The 20,100-nt window shown below is 64.3% G+C and carries 14 protein-coding genes and 1 pseudogene; 7 read left to right on the forward strand and 8 right to left on the reverse strand.

Features of this window, described 5'->3' with window-relative positions; translation table 11 throughout:
- Positions 1-3: 3 nt before the first annotated feature.
- Positions 4-2,625 (forward strand): glycoside hydrolase family 38 N-terminal domain-containing protein, encoded by a 2,622-nt coding sequence (locus ABIB57_RS14030; RefSeq protein WP_354041616.1) that lies wholly within the window; start codon positions 4-6, stop codon positions 2,623-2,625.
- A gap of 158 nt (positions 2,626-2,783) precedes the next feature.
- Complete coding sequence (locus ABIB57_RS14035; protein WP_354041617.1) at positions 2,784-5,420, forward strand: glycoside hydrolase family 38 N-terminal domain-containing protein; 2,637 nt, start codon at positions 2,784-2,786, stop codon at positions 5,418-5,420.
- A 144-nt stretch (positions 5,421-5,564) separates the two neighbouring features.
- Here the strand turns inward: ABIB57_RS14035 and ABIB57_RS14040 are convergent, their stop codons facing one another.
- The 3 genes from ABIB57_RS14040 to ABIB57_RS14050 form a co-directional block, all read right to left on the reverse strand.
- The gene (locus tag ABIB57_RS14040; protein ID WP_354041618.1) at positions 5,565-6,575 is read right to left on the reverse strand and encodes a hypothetical protein; all 1,011 of its coding nucleotides are present in this window, start codon (positions 6,573-6,575) and stop codon (positions 5,565-5,567) included.
- Positions 6,576-6,654: 79 nt separating this feature from the next.
- The gene (locus ABIB57_RS14045) at positions 6,655-8,013 is read right to left on the reverse strand and encodes a sensor histidine kinase (protein WP_354041619.1); all 1,359 of its coding nucleotides are present in this window, start codon (positions 8,011-8,013) and stop codon (positions 6,655-6,657) included.
- A complete protein-coding gene (locus ABIB57_RS14050) occupies positions 8,010-8,678 on the reverse strand; it encodes a response regulator transcription factor (protein ID WP_354041620.1) in 669 nt (222 codons plus the stop codon). Before ABIB57_RS14050 ends, ABIB57_RS14045 begins: the two co-directional genes overlap by 4 nt.
- 146 nt (positions 8,679-8,824) lie before the next feature.
- Here ABIB57_RS14050 and ABIB57_RS14055 point away from each other — a divergent pair, with 146 nt between their 5' ends.
- The 5 genes and pseudogenes from ABIB57_RS14055 to ABIB57_RS14075 all read left to right on the forward strand — a co-directional run bounded on the left by ABIB57_RS14055 (position 8,825) and on the right by ABIB57_RS14075 (position 15,337).
- Positions 8,825-10,003: an efflux RND transporter periplasmic adaptor subunit gene (locus tag ABIB57_RS14055; protein WP_354041622.1), complete on the forward strand. Its 1,179-nt coding sequence runs from the start codon at positions 8,825-8,827 to the stop codon at positions 10,001-10,003.
- A gap of 3 nt (positions 10,004-10,006) precedes the next feature.
- Positions 10,007-13,141 (forward strand): efflux RND transporter permease subunit, encoded by a 3,135-nt coding sequence (locus tag ABIB57_RS14060; protein WP_354041623.1) that lies wholly within the window; start codon positions 10,007-10,009, stop codon positions 13,139-13,141.
- Between the two features lie 163 nt (positions 13,142-13,304).
- Positions 13,305-13,586, forward strand: coding sequence for a hypothetical protein (locus ABIB57_RS14065; protein WP_354041624.1), 282 nt, complete (start codon positions 13,305-13,307; stop codon positions 13,584-13,586).
- 247 nt (positions 13,587-13,833) lie between these two features.
- Positions 13,834-14,228: pseudogene (locus ABIB57_RS14070) on the forward strand (dihydroxy-acid dehydratase); the annotation flags it as partial.
- 146 nt (positions 14,229-14,374) lie between these two features.
- Positions 14,375-15,337: a dihydrodipicolinate synthase family protein gene (locus ABIB57_RS14075; protein WP_354041625.1), complete on the forward strand. Its 963-nt coding sequence runs from the start codon at positions 14,375-14,377 to the stop codon at positions 15,335-15,337.
- A gap of 19 nt (positions 15,338-15,356) precedes the next feature.
- Here ABIB57_RS14075 and ABIB57_RS14080 read toward each other — a convergent pair whose 3' ends face one another.
- From ABIB57_RS14080 to ABIB57_RS14100, 5 genes are all read right to left on the reverse strand, one after another.
- Positions 15,357-16,136 carry an SDR family oxidoreductase gene (locus ABIB57_RS14080; protein ID WP_354041626.1) on the reverse strand — a complete coding sequence of 260 codons (780 nt, stop codon included), beginning with the start codon at positions 16,134-16,136 and terminating at the stop codon, positions 15,357-15,359.
- Positions 16,137-16,139: 3 nt separating this feature from the next.
- On the reverse strand, positions 16,140-16,274 hold the full coding sequence (locus ABIB57_RS14085; RefSeq protein ID WP_502914393.1) for a hypothetical protein: 135 nt from the start codon (positions 16,272-16,274) through the stop codon (positions 16,140-16,142).
- Between the two features lie 95 nt (positions 16,275-16,369).
- On the reverse strand, positions 16,370-17,080 hold the full coding sequence (locus ABIB57_RS14090; RefSeq protein ID WP_299731741.1) for a GntR family transcriptional regulator: 711 nt from the start codon (positions 17,078-17,080) through the stop codon (positions 16,370-16,372).
- A gap of 81 nt (positions 17,081-17,161) precedes the next feature.
- A complete protein-coding gene (locus tag ABIB57_RS14095; RefSeq protein WP_354041628.1) occupies positions 17,162-18,625 on the reverse strand; it encodes a chlorohydrolase family protein in 1,464 nt (487 codons plus the stop codon).
- Positions 18,622-20,097, reverse strand: a complete 1,476-nt coding sequence (locus tag ABIB57_RS14100; RefSeq protein ID WP_354041629.1) for an amidohydrolase family protein — start codon at positions 20,095-20,097, stop codon at positions 18,622-18,624. Before ABIB57_RS14100 ends, ABIB57_RS14095 begins: the two co-directional genes overlap by 4 nt.
- Positions 20,098-20,100 lie beyond the last annotated feature (3 nt).

The raw sequence follows: 20,100 nt of genomic DNA on the forward strand, positions 1-20,100 counted from the left end.
GTCATGATCAACGAAATCCTCTTCGTCCATCACAGCCACACCGATATTGGCTACACCCATCCCCAACCCGTGGTGATGGAGTTGCACCGCCGCTTCATCGACGAGGCGCTCGATATCGCCGAGCGTACGCAGAACTATCCCGACGACAGCCGTTTCCGCTGGACCTGCGAAGTGACCGGCGTGACCATGGATTGGTGGAAAAGCGCCAGCAATATCGACCGCGACCGCTTCCTCGCCGCCGTCAAGCGCGGCCAGTTCGAAGTGGCCGGCATGGGCTGGCATATGACCCCGCTGATGGACCACGGCATGGTGGTGGACGTGCTCAAATCCATCCAGTTCTTCCGCGACCTAGGCATTCCGGTGCGTTCGGCGATGAATACCGACGTCAATGGCCTGCCTTGGGGCATGGTCGATGCGCTGCTCGATCACGGCATTACCGGCATCAGCATGGCCATCAACGAACACTATGGCCACGCGCTAAAACCCTGGCCGCGGGCCTTCAATTGGGAGGCCCCCGGTGGACGCAGCATCACTGCCTATAATGGCTTCATCTACGGCGTCACCAGCGACAAGGCCCTCCGCATCCCCACCGATATGGACGAAGCGCGCCGCCGCGTGCCGGCCTGGACCAAGCGCTTCGAGGACGATGGCTATACCCATCCGTTCCTGATGATGCAGATCACCAATGTCCGCTACCATGACAATGGTGCGCCGCAGGACGCGCTCCCCGATTTCGTGCAGCAGTTCAATGACGGCAATGCGTCCAATGGCGGCGTCAAGCTGCGCATGGGCACGATTTCGGAGTTCTTCGACCGCGTCCGCGCCCAGCCTGCCGAGAGCATCCCGACCCTGCGCGGCGACTGGACCGACTGGTGGAATTTCGGCGCCGGTAGCACCGCACACGAGACGACGCAAGCCTTGCGCGGCCAGCGCGATTTGGATGCGGCGTTGGCGGCCGAGGCCTTCCATCCCGGCGCCACCCCGCGCCGCCGCGCCATGCTGCATGACACCGCGCGGGCGGGGCTGGCGCTCTATGCCGAACATACCTGGGGCGCCGATCGTTCGATCAGCCATCCCAATTCACCCGAAACGCGCACCCAGCAATTGCTGAAGCTGGCAACCGCCGCAGACGGCGCCAGCGTGGCGCGAATGCTACGCCGTGACGCGCTGGAGCAACTGGGCGCAGATGCCGGCGGGGACGAAGCGCGCCTGCTGGTGTTCAACCCGCATCCATTCGCCGTGACCCAGGCATTGCGCTTGCCCTACCTGCCGCCGCTGGCGGGCGCGCCCGACCCGAAAAAGGGCGCCGGGCATGAGGATCTGGTGCCGACCGGCCCATCGTCGCACCGTATCCAGCGCCAGGATGTGGTGATGTCGGACCTGTCGGATGCACGCGCCTATTGGACCGCGCCGATCGCGGTGCCGGCGCTGTCCTATGTCACCATGCGCGCCGACGGCGTGCTACCGGCCGAAACCGGCAGCCTGTCGGCGAACGACGGAGTATTGTCCAATGGACGGATCACTCTCGTGCTCGACCAGAGCGCCGGCGGAGTCACTTCGCTCAAGCTCGATGGCGTCGAATATGCCGGGGCGGCGGCGGAAAACCTGCGCTTCGGCGTGCCGGTGCTCGAGGCAATCGCCTCGGGGGTACGCAGCGACATGTTCGACCAGGTCGATCTCGAATCCCCCGATTGGCACAAGGCCTGGCACCTGGATTGGACAGCCCAGCGCGATCTGCCCACGGTCCACGAAACCACGGCCACGCTCTCGCGCGGCAGTGCCGAGATCGCCCAGTCTTTTGCGCTCGCCAATGGCGACAAGGTCCGCGTGCTCTATCGCTTGCTGCCGGAGGATCCGGCCCTGCAGATCGAGGCTGTCATCACCAAGCAACCGCACCCCGAGGCGCATTCGATCTATCTCCCGCTGCCGGCGGCGCTGGGGGAAAACTGGGATGTCGATTATGAAACCGGCGGCGCCACGGTAAAACTCGATAGCGAGCAATTGCCCTATGCCAGCCGCCATTACATCACGACGCAACGCTTCATCCGCATCGGCGATGACCAGCGCGAGCTGACGGTCGCCTGCCCCGATGCCCCGCTATGGCAGATCGGCGGCTTCACCTTTGGCCGGTTTGGCGAGCCCGATGGCCGCGTCACCCGCGAGCGTCCGACGCTGCTGGCCTGGCTGACCAACAATTACTGGAGCACCAACTTCCAGGCCGACCAGGGTGGCGAACTGCGCTTCAATTTCTGGCTGCTGCCATCGGAACGTCAGTCGCTGGGCAAATCGCTGCAGGGTGCCTTGGCCCGCGCACAACCGCTGGCTGCCCATGTCTATGCGGAGCGCGGTCCGGTCAAGCACGAGGCGGCGTCGCTGCTGACCACCGAGCTTGGCCCCATCCTGCTCACCCGCATTGAGGCTGAGGGCACCGGGGTCGCGCTGACCCTGCTCAATCCCAGCGACGAGACCGTCGAGGCCCGGATCGGCGCTGGAACCTTCGCCCCGGCCAGTGGCAACCGGACGTTGCTGAGCGGCGAAATTCTGGAGGCGCTGCCCAGCGAAAGCGGCACGGTGCGCCTCAGCGTCGCGCCGCGCGCCTGGACCCGGCTGGCGCTCAAGCCCTAAGGCGAGCACCAGCCGCCCCTCTCCCCTCGGGGAGGGATTGAGGGTGAGGCGCCGATCGCTCACGCTCCACTGCCATGGAGTACGGTGCGGACGCCCCCACCCCAGCCCCCAAGGGCGATCGTCAGATCAAGGATAATTAGCCGCGCAGAGGATTACCGATGAGCAAGATCAAGACCATCTACATCGCCAATCATGCCCATACCGATATCGGCTTCACCGATTATCAGGAGCTGGCGCTGCGCCAGCATGGCGAGTTTGTCGGCCAGGCGCTCGATCTGATCGAAGCCACGGACGGCTATCCGGCCGAGGCGCAATATCGCTGGACCATCGAGACCACGGGGCCATTCCTCAAATATCTGCGGCAAGCCACCAAGGCCGAGATTGCCCGCTTCCGCCACTGGCACGAGCAGGGCCGCGTGGACATCGCCGCTATGCAATACAACATGACGCCGCTGCTCAATGTCGAGCAGATGCATCGCAGTCTGTATCCGCTGCGCGCGCTGCGAGACGAGTTCGGCTTCCATGTCGAGGCGGCGATGCAGGATGACGTCAATGGCGTATCCTGGCTTTATGCCGACCTCCTCGCCGATCTCGGCATCAAGTTCTATACCGCGGCGATCAATCCCATTCGCGGCGCGCGGCCAAAGCCGTTCCCCGGGGCCTTCCGCTGGGAAGGGCCGAGCGGCAAACAGGTGCTGGCCTGGAACGGTTATCATTACCTGTTCGGCCGCAGTCAGGCCGGGCTGGGCAATTGGGATCTGGTCGATCGCCTGCTCCCGCGTTGGATCGATGAGTTGGAGGTCGACGACAGCTATCCGTTCGATTTCCTTTATTGCGAATCCACCCATCCGGTGCGCGTCGATAACGGCCCGCCCGATGCCCGCATGCCGGACTTCGTCAAGCGCTGGAACGCCGAGGGCCGCCCGTACCGGATGGAGTTCATCACCGTCACCGATTTTGGGCGGTTGCTAGAGGAGAGGTATGCGGGCGTGATCGGCACCCAGCGCGGTGACTGGACCGATCACTGGGCCGATGGCGTTGGGTCCTCAGCCTTCGAAGTGGGCGTCAACCGCGCGGCGCACGAGATCGTCGGCATTGGCGAAAGTCTGGAGGCCTGGCGCCGCTCCAAGGGCGAAGGCCAGTGGAATGGCGAACATGCCGCCAAGATTTACGAGTCGATGACGCTGTTCGACGAGCACACTTGGGGCGCTTATTCCTCGGTCGAGGCGCCCCATTCCCTGTTCAGCCGGGCGCAATGGAATCGCAAGGCCGGCTATGCTTATACGGCCGCCATGGAAGGCCACGGCTCGGTCGCCAAGGCAGCAAACGCCCTCGCAGCGCCACTCGGCACCAAAGGTCCAGAAGGCATTTTCAATCTTGGCAATCTCGATCCCGCTGAAGCCTTCCAGCCATCGGGGATCGATGAGGTTCTGGTGTTCAATACGCTCCCTTGGGAGCGGCAGGTCATTGTAGAAGAACCCGAACCGCGCGGTGGCGCTGCCCCGGTCGGCATGCTCGATACCTTCTTCAATCGCCGCAGCACCTGGGGCGGCCCTCGCCCGCTGCCCGAAGTCCGGCGCGTGTCCGGCACCGTGCCGCCGATGGGCTACGCTTTTCTCAGTCTCAAGCATGGCGTTCCTGCAGGCGATCTCAAAGCCGATGGCGACACCATCGAGAATGCGCATTACCGGCTGCGGATCGACCGCCAGACCGGTGCCATCGCCGAGTTCTTCGACAAGGCGCAGAGCCACGATTTCGCGGGCAAGTATCAGGGCTGGGGTCCGGGTGAATATGTCTATGAGACCGTCGATTCCCCCGACGATCGCCTCGCCATCGCCGATATCAGCTTCGACAAGCCGGAGTTCTTCACCGGCCACACCGATACGCCGTGGAAGCGCGAGACGGCGAGTATGGTCAGGCTCGATGAGGCGACGATTGTCGAGGGTCGCGCCTCGATCACCGTGCATATAGAGGCGCCCGGCGTTTCGGCGGCGAGCGTCGTTTATGCGCTGGATGCGGCCACCAAATGCGTCGTGGTCGATTGGAGCATCGACAAGCTCGAACATTCGGACGCCGAGGCGGTGTTCATCGCCTTTCCGTTCAAGCTGGACGCCGCCAATTTCACGCTCGATCTCAACGGCGTTCCGGCCGTGCCCAATGACGACCAGCTCGATGGCGCGGCCAAGGACTGGTATCCAGTCGGCCGCTGGGTGGATGTCAGCGATGGCCAGCGCGGCGTCACGGTCGTGCCGCTGGATGCGCCGCTGGTGCATCTGGGTGGCATCACGACGGGCAAGTGGGCGCGCACACTGCGGCCCGAAGGCCCAACCATCATGAGCTGGGCGCTGAACAATCACTGGCTGGTCAATTTCGCCGCCAGCCAGTCCGGGCGCATCCCGCTCCGGTATCGGCTGGTGACGCATGACGGTCCGGTGGATACTGCGGCAGCCGCGCGCTTTGCCGCCGAAGTCGCGGTGCCGCCCGTTGCAATGCGCGACATCGCCCCGACCGGCAAGCGTTCGGATAGCTTCTTCTCGACCGATCCCACTTCGCCAGTGCTGGTCACGACCAAGCCGGGCGAGGACAATGGCTGGGTGGCGCTGCGGCTGCAGAACCTGTCGAACCGTACGGCTACGCAGACGGTCACTTTCACCGGCTCGCCGGCCGCTGCGCGTGCAGCCGACCCGATCGAGCATCCGGGGGCGGCCTTGCCGCTCGATGGCAAGGCGCTGAGCGTCGACCTCCGGCCAAGGGAAATCCGCACGGTACTGGTGCGATTTGCGCATAAGGCCTGAACGTCTTCACCTCTCTCTTGGGGGAGAGGTCGGATCGCTCTTGCGAGACGGGTGAGGGGGCCTTTGTCGGGTGCGGTGTGCGGGGAAGGCCCCCTCACCCGCCGCTGCGCGTCGACCTCTCCCCCGAAGGGAGAGGTGAAGAGGTTAAAGCACCTCGGCGGGCTCGACTTCCACCCGATAGCGGGTGACGAACCGCTCGCCGGCGGTGAATTTTCGCGCCGTGGCGACGCCGCGTCGTGAGATGGGGTTGTCGGACGTCGAGATTTGCTGGCCGAGATCGAAGGCCGAGCAGATCGGCTCCAGCCCCAGTGCGAGGTGCCGGCCGTTCCACGGCGCAAAGGTGCGGCCGCGATTGGTGAACCACAGCAGCGCGCTTGGGAAATGCTCGCGGTTCCACTTAAGACGGACGCGATAGCCCTCGGCAGTGTTCCACAACTCGGCGGAACCGGGCATGTCGATGAGTTGCACCAGTTCCTCGGTGTGATGCGGCAGCGGCACGCGGCTGACGTCGAGCCGCGAGCCATCGCGCAGGGCTACGTCATGCCAGCGTGGCAGGAACTGATCGGTCTGGAAGATTGAGGAGGCGTCCGTGGCGACGGGAAAGGTCATGCCGCTCACGCCAGGGGCGATCTCGATGCGCATGGCGCCGGGGGTCGTCGGCAGGCGGAAACAGGGATGCAGGCCCAGCGGCAATTCGCAGCTGTGCCGGACATTGATGACCAGCTCGAAATCGAGGGCGGCGCTGGTTGGGTCCGGGGTTATGCGGCGTTCAAGCGAGGCGATCGGATGGTCGTCCGGATAGGCGATCGACATTGCGAGCCCGGCGCCGCCCTCGACAAAGGTCCACGCATTGTTAGAGCCAAAGCCATGCGGAAAGCTGTCGAGGGTGCCGGCACTGTGCGAACCCGGCCAGTCGCCGATCGGCGCGCGGTCGGCATCGGAGCCGAACGGCACGCAGGGCCATTCGCCGCGCAAGCGCCGCAAGATTCCCGGCAATTCCGCGCCGCCCGGCTCGTTGGCCCAAGGCGCGATCTGGAAGGGGGCCACCTGCCGCCCGTCGGGCAGGACGAACGATGTCGCGCCCAACATGCCGCCAAGGCTTTCGACGCTGGTTACGCCATGGTCCCAGGCCAGTGCCCGCGTGTGTTGGCTCATTGTCACTCCCCCATCGGCCTCGTTTGACCGCCCCGCATTACTGCCAAGGATACGGCATTGGTTCAACAGCGCTGCACGATCAGCGCGAGCGGGATGCGGCGAGCGGGAGGGAAATCTCGAACAGGGCGCCGCCGCCAGGCGCATCGCCGACAGTGATGTGGCCATGGTGGCGAGCCACGATATCGCGGACCAGATTCAACCCGAGCCCCGCGCCCTGATCGAGCGGCACGATGCGGTTGAAGGGCTCGAAGATGGTCGAGCGATGCTCTTCGGCGATGCCGGGGCCGGTATCGGCGACACGCAGCGAGCCGTCGCGGCCGACAGCGACATGGATCGCGGTTTTCTTGCCGCCGTGAATGACCGCGTTCTGGATGAGATTGACGATGGCGCGCGACAGCGAGGCGGGGTCGGCGGCCACCGTGACAGTGTCGATCTCGGCATCGAAGGATATGTCGTCGCCGGCGGCGATTGCCAGGGGTGCCATGTCGGCTGTGACTTGCGCGGCCAGGTTCACCAGATTGACCGGTTGGAACACCGTGCTGTCGGCGTCGAGCCGTTGCAGGTCCAGCAACTGGTTGGCCAGATTGCCCAGGCGCGCGACATCGAGCATCAGGCGGCTGCGCTGCTCGTCATCGGGCAACAGCTCGACGCGGGTATAGAGAATGGCGATCGGGGTGCGTAATTCGTGAGCGGCGTCAGCAAGGAAGCGTTGGCGGCGCTCCATGGCATCGTCGAGCCGTTGCAGGGCCGAGTTCACGGCCCGAACCAGCGGATGCAATTCGTCAGGCACATGGGCGGACGATAGGCGAACGCCGCGCTGGTCGACATCGATGGTGTCCGCCTCCGCCGCGATGTGGTCGACGCCGCGCAACTGGCGCGTCACGATCACCGGGATGAACAGGAACGAGGCCACGGTAAAGACAAACAGCAGGCCGAGGAAGATAGGATTGGCGAAGGCTCCCACGATCGACTTGGCGCCAATTTGCGGGCCGCCGGCAGTCAGAACCCACAACTGGCCGGCCTGGCTATCGTGACGTCGCACGATAGCGACTGTCGACGCGCCCGTACCGATATCGGCGATATTGGCCGAGTTCAGCCGGGTCAAGCCCACCAGCATGGGCACGATGCGCGCCGGCACCGGCCCCATCTGTACCGAGGCGCCGTTGGCGTCGGAAGCGTAGAACCACAGTGTGGGGTAATTGGCGGCAACCCGCTGCAATGCGTCGTTGGGGGTGAGATCCAATCCGCCCGCGGTATTGCGGTGCACCGAGTCGGCGATGTCATTGACGACGCGGTCGTCGAGGCCCTGCTCGGCGCTGATAAGCCTCAAGATTGGAATGGCGACAGCGCTGGTAAAGGCCAGCAGCACCAATGCCTGCATCAGCACCATGCGCCAGGTCAGCCGGCCGCGAAGCGACGTTGATCCCCAGCCCCTCATGCCGTTGCCTTCAGCAGATAGCCCAAGCCGCGAATGCCGTGGATTTCCACGCCCGCGTCGCCGAGCTTGCGGCGCAGCCGGGAGATATGGGCATCGAGCGTATTGGACGCGATTTCGTCGTCATAACCGTAAACCGCTTCCTCGAGGGCACTGCGCGCAACCGTGCGGCCCGAGCGGCGCACGAGGATTTCGAGGGCCAGCAGTTCGCGGCGGGTCAGGTCCAGCGGCTCGCCTTCCACTTCGGCCAGGCGATCGGTCAGGTTGAACCGCAATTTGCCGACACTGACCGAGCTTTCCCCGAGCTGGGCGGGCCGCCGCATCACGGCGCGCAATCGCGCCAGGAGTTCATCGGTGGAAAATGGCTTAGCGAGATAATCGTCGGCCCCGTGATCGAGCCCGGCAACGCGCTGGTCGGGACTGCCGAGCGCCGACAGCACGATGATCGGCAGGCCGGCCTGTTCGCGCCGCAGCAGCGGGATCAGCGACAGGCCATCGCCGTCGGGCAGCTTGCGATCGAGCAGCACCGCGTCGTGCACGCCGCTGCGGCAGGCCTCCTCGGCGATCTCCAGCGTGCGGGCGTGGTCCACGACAATGTCATGGCGGCTGAGCGCGGCTGTCAGCGCTGCCGCCATGTCCATCTCGTCTTCGACCAGCAAAATTCGCATGCCGCTATCCTATCTGATTTCCGCCCAGTCTAGCGACAGACATTGCGGCTGCATTGCGCGCTCCGCAACGTTCACGCAATCAAGAGCCCTCATTGGTGAGATCACAGGCCGCACTCGGCCGTCTTTTTTCGCCATGCGAGGCCGCAATGAACCCGTCCGATCCCGTTGCCGAAACCGCCACCGTCGCCCTAACACCCCGCCGTCGGGCAAAATGGTTTTGGCCCGGCGTGGCGCTGGTGATCGCAACCGGCGGCGCCTCGATGCTGCTGATCAATCAGCTCCCGCCCGCGCCGGTCGCAGCCACCGTAGCGGCGCCGGAGGCGGTTCGCACGATGCGGCTGCATCCCATGGAAGTGGTGACCATCGCGCCGCAGCGGATCGAAGATCTGGTGAAGGTCACTGGCACGATCCATCCCATGCAGGAGGCGGCGATTGCCGCCCAGGTCAGCGGGCTGGCCGAAGCCGTCAATGTGCGGCCCGGCGATAGCGTCACGGCAGGTCAATTGCTGGTCGAGGTTGGCACCACCGACCTGCAACTGCAACTGGACCAGCAGCGCAGCACCATGGCGTCGAACGAAGTGCAGTTGCGTGCCGCTCAGGCGACGCTCGATCGCACGCGCTTGCTGGCCGACAAGGGCCTGGCAGCGCAGACGACGCTTGATACCGCGCAAGCCGAAGCCGACCGGCTAACGGCGACGATCGCCACCCAGCAGACCCAGGTCGCGCTGGCGGAAACCAATCTGCGCCGAGCCCGCGTGATGGCGCCGTTTGCCGGCACGATTGCCACGCGCACGATCGAGCCGGGGCAAATCGTCAATCCCGGCACGACCATGCTGTCGCTCGTCGATCTGTCGAGCGTGCGGGTGGAAGTCGTCGCCGCGCTTAAGGATTCAACGCGTATCGTGGCCGGTCAATCGGTGCGGCTGACCGTGCAAGGCATGGCCGGGCAGCAGTTCACCGGCACCGTCGATCGGGTCAGCCCGATTGCCGAGGCGGGGACGCGCTCGATCAAGGTCTATCTCGACCTCGACAATGAAGAAGGCAAGCTGCGCGGCGGCATGTTCGTCACCGGCGAGATCGTCGTGCAACAGGATGACGACGTGCTGGCACTGCCCGCCGAGGCCATCCAACAGCGGGGTGATGCCAGCTATGTGATGGCGATCGTGGATGGCGTGCTCGCCGAACACACCATCGAGACCGGCACCAAGTGGGCCGCGGCCGAACTGGTCGAGGCGCGCTCGGGCGTTGCGGCTGGCGACACCATCGTGCGCACGCCGCTGTCAGGCCTGATCGACGGCGCGCCCGTCATCATTGAGGGGAACTGAGCCATGTTCCTGACCGCCATCAGCGTCCGCCATCCTGTCTTTGCCACCATGGTCATGGTGGCGATCATGGTGTTCGGCATTTCCGCCTATCGCAGCCTGCCCATCGAGCAGTATCCCGACGTCGATTTTCCCGTCGTCGCCGTGCTCACACCCTATACGGGCGCATCGCCGGAAGCCGTCGAGACCGAAATTACCAAGCCCATCGAAGAAGCGGTCAATACGCTGGGCGGCATCGATTCGGTGACCTCGACCTCAAGTGCCGGTCACTCGACCGTCATCCTGCAATTCACCCTCGAGACCGACCCAGCCGTCGCGGCGCAAGATGTCCGCGACCGGCTGGCGGCGATTGTCGGCCAGATGCCCGAGACGGCCGATACCTCCCAGGTGCTGCGCTTTAATCCGACGTCCAGCCCGATCATGTCGCTGGCGCTGAGCAGCCCCACCCAATCGGTGCTGGACCTGACCGCTCTGGCCGACGATATCGTCTCACCTGCCCTGACCGCCATTTCCGGCGTTGGCAGCGCCACGGTGGTTGGGGGCCTCGACAACCAGGTCAATATTTCCATCGATCCCGACCTGCTCAATGCATTTGGCATCGGCGTCAGCGACGTGATCTCGGCCTTGCAGCAGGACAATCAGACCCTGCCCACCGGCTCGATCATCAACGGCATGCTGGTGCAGACCGTGCAGATCAACGCCGAAGTCCCCTCCGTGGCCGGTTTCCGCGACATTATCGTGTCGAGCAAGGGCGGCGAGACCATTACGGTGGGCGATGTCGCCACTGTTATCCAAGGGCAATCCGATACCGAGGGCCTGGCGTTCCGCGATGGCGAACAGGCGCTGGCCATCGACGTGGTCAAGATCGAAGGCGGCAATACCGTCGCCATCGCCCATGCCGTGGAGGCAGCCATTGCCAAGCTCAACAGCGATGGCAGCTTGCCGCAGGATGTGTCGATCGACGTACTGCAGAATTCGGCCGAACCGGTCGAGCAGAATTTCGAAACCGTGCAGGCGACCCTTATCGAAGGCGCGGTCCTGGCCGTCGTCATCGTCTTCCTGTTCCTCAATTCCTGGCGCTCGACCATCATCACCGGCCTGACACTGCCGATCTCGATCATCGGGACGCTGACCGTGGTGAGCTTGCTCGGTTTCACGCTCAACATGATGACCATGCTGGCGCTGACGCTGTCGGTGGGCATTCTCATCGACGATGCCATCGTGGTGCGCGAAAACATCACGCGCCACCTGCATATGGGCAAATCCCATATTCAGGCGGCGCTCGATGGCACCAAGGAGATCGGGCTCGCCGTGCTGGCGACGACACTGTCGATCGTGGCGGTGTTCCTGCCACTGGCCTTCATGGATGGCATTATCGGCAAGTTCTTCGTGCAGTTCGGCGTCACCGTCGCCGTGGCGGTGCTGATTTCGCTGTTCGTCAGCTTCACGCTCGATCCGATGCTGTCGAGCGTGTGGTACGACCCCGACTCCCAGCCAAATGCCAAGCGCGGTCCGATCGGCCGGCTGATCGGGCTGTTCGACAAGGGGTTCGACAAGCTGTCGCATGGCTATCGCGCCGTGTTGAGCTGGTCGCTGCGGCACCGCATCATCACCATGCTGGTGGCCCTGATGTCGTTCGGCAGCAGCTTCCTGCTGTTCCCCATGGTTGGTGCCGAATTCATGCCGGCGGCCGACAACAGCCAGATCCAGGTCGATGTTGAAACCCGGGCCGGCTCGTCCACGGCCTATACGGCGGTCAAAGCCCATCAGGTGGAGGCTCTGTTGAAGGCCATGCCCGAGGTCGAGAGCATCTATACCACCGTCAATGCGGGCACCGCCTCAGGCGAAAACCGCGCCTCGGTCGTCGTGTCGCTTGTCGATCCGGGTGACCGCGCCAAGTCCTCGCTGGAGATGACGGCGCCAGTGCGCGAGGCGCTGCGCTCGATACCGGGCGCCACCTTCGTCGTCAGCTCCGGCGGCGGTCTGGGTGGCGGTAGCCCGATTGAAATCAAGCTGCTCGGGCAAAATCTCGATGACCTGTCGACCGCTGCGGCGCAAATTGCCGACGCCATGCGGGCCGTACCGGGTGCCGTCGACGTCGATGTCAGCCTGCAGCAGGCGCAGCCCATGCTCGATATTGTGCTGGACCGCCAGGCCGCCAGCGACATGGGCGTCGGCATGCAAGCGACGGGGTCTGCCCTTCGCGCCATGCTGGGCGGAGAAACCGCCTCGGAATGGACCAATGCCAAGGGCGACCAGCTTGATGTCGTGGTCCGCTTGCCCGAAGCCCTGCGCCAGAGCATGGACGCCATCGGCAGCCTGCCGATCGCCCAGAGCCAGACCGATACGCCGGTCGCGATCCGGCTGGACCAGATTGCCGAGGTCAAACCCACCGTCGGTCCCAGCGAGATCAACCGGGAGAACCTGACCCGGCAGGTCAGCGTGACGGCTGATATCGAAGGCCGCGTGCTGGGTGACGTCACCGCTGATATCGATACCGCCATCGCGGCGCTGCAACTGCCGGCTGGCGTCACCATCGCCCAGGGCGGCGATGGTGAAATGCTCACCGACACGATCGGCAGCATGGTTTCGGCGCTGCTGCTCGCGGTGATTTTCATCTACTTGGTGCTGGCCAGCCAGTTCGGCAGCTTCCTGCAGCCGCTGGCGATCATGATGGCGCTGCCGCTTTCGCTGGTCGGAGTGATGCTGGGCCTGTTGGCGGGCGGATCGACGCTCAACATGTATTCGATGATCGGCTTCGTCATGCTGATGGGTCTCGTGGTCAAGAACGCGATCCTGCTGGTCGACAATGCCAATCAGCGGCGACGCGAGGGCGCGACCCTTGTCGATGCCCTGATCGAGGCCGGCTTCACCCGCTTCCGTCCCATCATCATGACCACGCTGGCCATGATCTTCGGCATGCTGCCGCTGGCTTTGGCGATCCACGAGGGCAGCCAGCAGAGTGCCCCGATGGCCCATGCGGTGATCGGCGGCCTCATCAGTTCGACCCTGCTGACGCTGGTCGTGGTGCCGGTCATGCTGACCTATGTGGATGCGTTCTCGCGTTTCGTCGGCCGCTTCCTGCCCCGCGCACCGGACCATCACGCGCCTCAAATGGAGCCTGCGCTCCCCAACGTCTGACGCTGATCCCTCCACAGCGTCGCACCGGCACGGCACCCTGCTTTCGGCAGGGTGCCGTTGCGGTTTTTCATAGTTAAACAGTTGAAAATAAAAGTACCTTGCAATGTTCAGGCAATGGAAGGGAGCGACACTGCTGGTGTTCAAAACAGAAGGAAACATAACTATGAAAACCCTCTCCATCGCCACCATGCTGACCGTCGCCAGCCTCTCGATCGTGCCGGCCTTAGCCAGCGACAACGGCGCTTTCAATAGCGACGGCGCCACCATTCACGGTCGCTCCGAATTCGCTCTGGTCAGCGCCTTGCACGACCGCGGCGTCACTGCCACCGGCGTCGAAGCCTGGGGCGATCTCATCCTGGCCTGGGTCCCCAATGGCAATGGCGGCAGCACGATGGTGTTCTTCGACGCCGACAATCTGCAGCAGGTCAACCCAAACCGCGGCTGACCGGCGCACCTGCAGGCGGTCTCGACCGCCTGCAGCCGACGCCCCGAGGGCCATCCCCACTGTCGTCGTTGGTGCTCCCGAATGCTGCCCCGGCTCGACGCCGGGTGCCTGCTTGCCTTCGCTGTCTATGAACGCCGGATCACGCTGGCCACTGGTCCCGGTGCAACGGCACCAGTCACAGCACGGCCCGCGCCGCAACCGCTCAGGCATGGCGTCGCGGCATCCGCGTCGGCTCCTGGCAGGTCCTTGCGGGCCGCGCGGTTATCCCGGCGTGGCCGAGGTCGGCAATATGGCGCTGCCGCGGAAGCTGCTGAAGCAAGGCGTACGCGACATGGTGCGCATTTCGGACGCGCGCACAAGCGGCCCGCCTTTGGCACCGTCGTGCTGCATGTAGCGCCCGAGGCCGCCGCGGGTGGTCCTCTGGCCTTGGTGCGCACCGGGGACATCATCGAGATGGACGTGCCCACCAGGCGCCTGCATCTGGACGTATCCGATGCTGAACTGGCCGCCAGGCGGACGCAGTGGGTGGCACCCAAGCCGGCGATGAAAGGCGGCTACCAGAGCCTGCAAGCCGACAAGGGGGCTGATCTGGACTTCCTCGTCGGTTGCCGTGGCCATGCCATCCCCCGCGATAGCCATTGACCATGACGCCGCGATGGATGCGCAACAGCATTTCTTGGCAGATGATGCCGATCCCGGCCAATATGCCTGGATGGCCAGCGCCTGTTCGAGCCTGCGGCAAAACTTCGGTCCACCCGACCTCGAACGCCATTCTGGGCGGCAACTGCATGGACTTTTACAGCCTACAACTGTCCGGCCGCCAACCCATCCCGGCGCCGCAGCCTAGCGAGATGATGATGAACCAGCGCTTTACCGGCATTCACGCGGTCCTCTATGCCCTCTACCAGCCCGACGGGCGCCTGTGGCGTGAGGGGATGCGCCAGCAGGTCGAGCGGTGCCTGGCCTGCGGGGTGGATGGCATCGTCGTACTGGGTCTGGCCACCGAAGTGGCCAAGCTCACCGAGGCCGAGCGCCGGCAGGTCATCGACTGGGCGGTCGAGGATATCGCGGGCCGTACGCCGCTCGGTGTCACCATCTACGGCAATTCGGTCATCGAACAGATCGAGCTGCTCGGCCATGCCCAGGATGCCGGCGCGAGCTGGCTGATCCTGCAGCCGCCGGTGTTCGGCGCCTATGGGGCAGCCGAGACCATCCGCACCTTCGGCAGTGTCGCCGATGCGGCGCGGATTCCGGTGGCTATCCAGAACGCACCGGCCCTCATGGGGCGCGGTCTGACCGGCGCCGATATCGCCACGCTGGTGCAGCGCCATCCGGTCATCACCCATCTCAAGGGCGAAATGCCGGTCCTCGAAGTCGAACGCATCGTGGCGGCCGGCGAGGGTCGGCTAGTGGTTCTGAACGGCCAGGGTGGGTTGGAGATGATGGACAATATCCGCGCGGGTGCCGACGGCTTCGTGCTGGCGCCCGACGTGGTGGACAAGGCCGTGCTGATCTGGCGTGCCATGCAGGCGGGCGACGAACGGTTGGCCGAAGCGCTCTACCAGCAAATGCTACCGGCCAGCGTTTTCGGCATGCGCTCGCTTGAGCATCTGCTGGTCTATGGCAAGCGCATTTTCGGCCTCCGAGCCGGCCTTGAGATTGCCGACCGCGCGCCGAGCCTACCCACCAGCGACTTCGGGTTGATGCTGGCACAGCGTTATGCGGACGCGTTCGGTGCGATGCCAGATTAGGGCATGCTCGCAGCGCCCGTCAGGCGGGGTGCTGCAATTGGCTCAGGCCGCCATCGACCACGAGGCACGCCGCATTCATGAAGCGGCATTCATCGGAAATCATGAACACTGCCGCCATGGCGATTTCGTCGGCGGTGGCAATGTAGCCGCAGGGCTGCAACGCCATGGTGCGGGCCTTGGCCGCCTCCGGGTCGGGGAAGCTGTTCCAGTAGTCCGTGGATTTCTGGGTTTCGACATAGCCGGGCGCCAGTGCGTTCACCCGAACCCCCTGCGCGGCATATTCGAGCGCCAGCGATTTTGTCAGCCCCAGCAGGGCATGCTTGGCCACCGGATAGGGGAAGGTGTGCGGAATGATGGTGAAGCTGTGGGTCGAGGCGATGTTGAGAATCGCGCCGCCGCCATCGGCCAGCATGGCCGGCAGCAAGGCCTTGCTGCAGTTCCACGCCCCCTTGACGTTGATGTCGAAGTTGCGGTCCCACTCGGCTTCGCTTGCCTCCAATGGCGTCGAGAAGACATTGACGCCGGCATTATTGATCAGCGCGTTGATCTGACCAATCTCTACTGAAGCCGTGGCGACCGCGGCGCGGATAGCCGCGGCATCGGTGATGTCGGTCGCAGCATGTCCCACCCAGCCGGCAGGTGCCCCGAGGCCCGCGACGCTGGTCCGCAGCAGCTCGCCGTCGCGATCGACGAGGAACAGCTTGGCGCCCTCTCTGAGACACGCCTTGGCTATGGCGAGGCCAATCCCCTGGGCCGCGCCAGTGACGAAGATGCGTTTGCCGGAAAGACGCTCACCCATGGATCAACGGCGCCCCAAAGTGGTGTCGAGCGGACCTGCGAACGCGAGGATCGCGCCATGCTGGTAGAAAGCGGGACTATTGAGCAGGTTCATCGCATTCTCCGTGGCGAGGACGCCCACGATGAGACCGGGGATCATCGCCTGGCCGTGGCCAAGTGATACACCGCCCAGACGTGGCCGAAAATCGCGAATAGCTCAAGTCCCACAGCCGCATGCAAGCGCCTAGGGAGACATCAAACCCCGCGCAGAATTTCCGACAGTTTGCGCTGCGGCCCGGCGCTTTCGGAAACATCAATGCCGGACAGCAGGTCGACCAGATGGCTCGTCATCAGTTCTGAGGCGTCCAGTTCGCTATTGGCGGCGATGGCGTCCACCAGGGCGTGGTGGGCGTGGCTTTCGCAGAAGGTGTCGGTGCGCCGCGAATAAAGCGAGATGATCAGCGCCGAACGCGAGCACAGGGACCGAACGAACTCGGTCAATATGGTCTGGCCGGCAATCTCGGCTATGCCCTCGTGGAACCGCGCCGAAAGCATCACCGCATCGCCCTGGCGACCGTCGTGGATGGCCTTGTGTTCCTCGTCGAGATGCCGGCGCAACACCTTGATGTCGGACGGCTTGGCGATGGCCGCGGCCATGGCGGCGACCTTGGGTTCGATGATGGCGCGGGCCTCGAAGACCTCGCGGGCCTCGCGCTTGCTGGGTTTGGCGACGAAGGCGCCACGATTGGGCTCGAGTTGGACCAGCCGATCGTGCGCCAATGCCTGCAGCGCAGCGCGCACCAGCGTTCGGCTGACCGAATAAACCTCGCCGAGTTCATCCTCGGGAAGCTTGGTGCCGGGCGCAATGTTGTGAGCCAGAATTGCGGACTTCAGATCGTCGTAGATCTGTCCCCAGCGACCGCTTGTCACCACTCCGGATGTGCGGTCTTCATTTGCTTTCAGCATGCCTGAATCCTCTTTGCACTACATAAGTTGTCCGCAATGCGTGCGCAAGATTGGATTCATTTGCTCAGCGGTTCGCACACATTATTCCCGCGTCCGGAAGGTTGGCGGAAAGATTTCGTCGGTTGATCGCCGCTTGTAGTCGCGTTGGGAATAGCCTGATTTCATTGTCGCATAGTAGCCCTTGAGTCGCTGCGACATCGCCTTGGCATCGACGCCAGGCAGATTTTGGTTCTCCATGACCATGCGGCCATTGATGATAACGGTGGTGATGTCAGCGCCGGTGCAGTTCATGTGCAGGGTGCGGATCGGGTCTTCGATCATGCCGACGCGCGGATTGGTGAGGTCGACAATGATCATGTCGGCCTTGGCGCCAGCCGCGAGGCGGCCGAGGTCGTCGCGGCCGAGCGCCGCTGCGCCACCCAGCGTGGCGGCACGATAGATTTCGGCCGCACTGCCGGCGTCGGTGCGTCCCTCGATGACCTTGGGCATATGCACGCCGATGTCGATATTGCGGATCATGTCGGGCGGATAGGAATCAGTGCCCATGGCGAACTTGACGCCGGCGGCGCGGTATTTCGGAAAGCTTTCGAGCGCAGTGCCGTAGCGCAGGGAGGTCATCGGGCAGTGGATGACCGTGGCGCCGCTGGCGGCGAGTCGTTGCAGGTCGCCCTGGCCTTTGTTCGGGTTGCGGCTGTGGGTATCGAGAAAGATCGCGTGGGGAATGAGTAGATCAGGCCCGAGCAGCCCGGTCTCGTCGAGCAGGTCGAGCGGCGACATGCCGTAGCGGGCGTCGAGCAGCCGCAATTCCTTGAGGCCTTGCAGGCAGTGGAGACGCACCTTCACGCCCAGGCGCCGCGAGGCTTCGGCCGTCTTGCGCATCAGTTCGGGCGTCATGGTCTCGATGCGGGACGGCAGGAGCGCGCCGCGGATCAGGCCATCATGGGCGCCATCGAAATCCTCGATAAAACGGACGGCATCGGCGAGGCCCTCCTCGCCCAGCGCCTCGTTCCACAACACGTCGCGGGTGCCATCGGCGCGAACGACATTGACCCCGGCGCGATAGCTTGGCCCGGCATAGAGGCGCACGCCGAGCCGGCCAGCGATATCTGCGGCCACGGCCCATTCGTCGTAGGTTTCGCACCAGAGATTATGCATCTCGCCGCCGATCGGCATGGCCGTGGTGATGCCGTTGCGGATCAACTGGGTGAAGGCAAACTCGTGGCGGAAATCGCGGTCCTCGGGGGCGAACACATCGTGGCGGCGATTGAGGAAATAGTCTTCGGACCAGTCGAGCCCGGTGGCGGTCTCGGGTCCGTGCCAGCTATCGATCAGGGCATGGTCGATATCGGCAAGTGCATCAAGGTCGATAAAGCCGGGGCTAAGGATTGCTTCGCCGGCATCGATGACCGTGTCAGGCGTGCCGAGAAAAGCCTTGCCGACAAAGATGATGGTATCGCCCTCATAGGCCACTTCGCCGTTCCGGATAATGACGTGGTCGCCGTCCTCATAGCCGACGACGAAGGCGGCTTTGACCAGCGTGATCACGCCTCGATCTCCGGTGGCAGCGGCAGCTCGATCGGGGCGTCGAAGGTGCGCTGCACCATGCCCCAGCCGGGATCGGTCAGGTGGTTTTCGAGCTTGCCGCGTTTCACCACGGCCCAGGCCTGCGCCTCGGCCTCCTCCAGAACCGCATCGAGATCGACGGTGAGGATGCGCTTGTCCTGCATCAGGATTTTGCCGTCGACGATCACTGTCTCAACGTCCTGGCCGACGGCCTGCAATACCAGGCGATGGATCACCATCCAGTTTGGTGTGAGATGCGGCTTGCGCAGGTTGACGATGGTCACATCGGCCTTCTTGCCCACTTCGAGCGAGCCGACTTCATCCTGCATGCCGAGCGCCTTGGCGGCGTCGACGGTGATCATTTCGAACAATTTGCCCGCCGGCAGCAGGTAGGCATCCTGGTTGCGCCAGCGATGGGCCAGTTGCGCCAGCTTGGCGGCCTGCAGCAGGTCGAACGTGGCCCATGGCGCAGCGCCGTCGGTCGTGATGGCGACATTGACGCCGCGCTGCATCATTTCGATCACCGGCGCCCTGCCCCCCGGCGAATGGGTCATGCTGGTGCCGGTCTCGGCGAGGATATCCACCTCTTCCAAGCTGAGGCCGATGCAATGCTGCAGATGCACATTTGGTCCGAGAATGGCACTTTCGGGGTCCTGCCAAGCCATGCGGACATGGCCGGCAAAAGCATCGGAATGAATGCGCGTCTTGTGCTTGGCCGCCAGTTCCTTGACGCGGCGGCCCTGCATTCGGTCTTGGGGGGTCGAGCGCGTGGCGCGGTCGGGTGTGGTCGGATTGGACGGATCGATCGAGGGCATGATGGTGAAGGGCGTCACGAACGCCTTGATGCGGCCATCGCTGGTGCCATTGACGGTTTCGATCACCGCCTCGGCGCCCGCCATCAGCTCGTCGAAGCTGACCGAATAGCGCGTTGGCTTTCCATCGGCCCAGCGCGTTGTCGGATGCGGCCAGGGCATGCCGGCCGGGCCGGTGCAGACGATGTCACGCAAGCCGACAGCGGCATAGCCCTTGGTCTGGTTGATGGCGAAGGTCGGATCGTCACTGCGCGGCGCAGAGCCGACGACGCTGACCGAGGTCGTCACGCCCATCCGCAGCCGATCGGTCGCCGAGATATAGCCATCGGCGAGCCAGAAATCCGGCGTGGTATAGTGGAAATACATCGGCGTGACGATGCGCATCCAGACCGATGGCGTATCGACGCCCAGCGTCTTGATGATTGAGTGCCCGGCATGGCCATGCGCATCCACCAGCCCGGGAATGACCGCCCGCCCCGCGCAATCGATCTGCTTGTGCTGCGGGTAGAACGGCAACAGGTCGGCCGTCTTGCCGACGGCGGCGATGCGATCGCCGGTGATGGCCACCGCCCCATCCTCGATGATGGCGCGGTCGGGGCCCATGGTCACCACGGTGCCATGGACGAGTAGCAGGTCGGTCATTGC

The organism is Devosia sp. UYZn731, from assembly GCF_040546795.1.
Classification (GTDB): domain Bacteria; phylum Pseudomonadota; class Alphaproteobacteria; order Rhizobiales; family Devosiaceae; genus Devosia.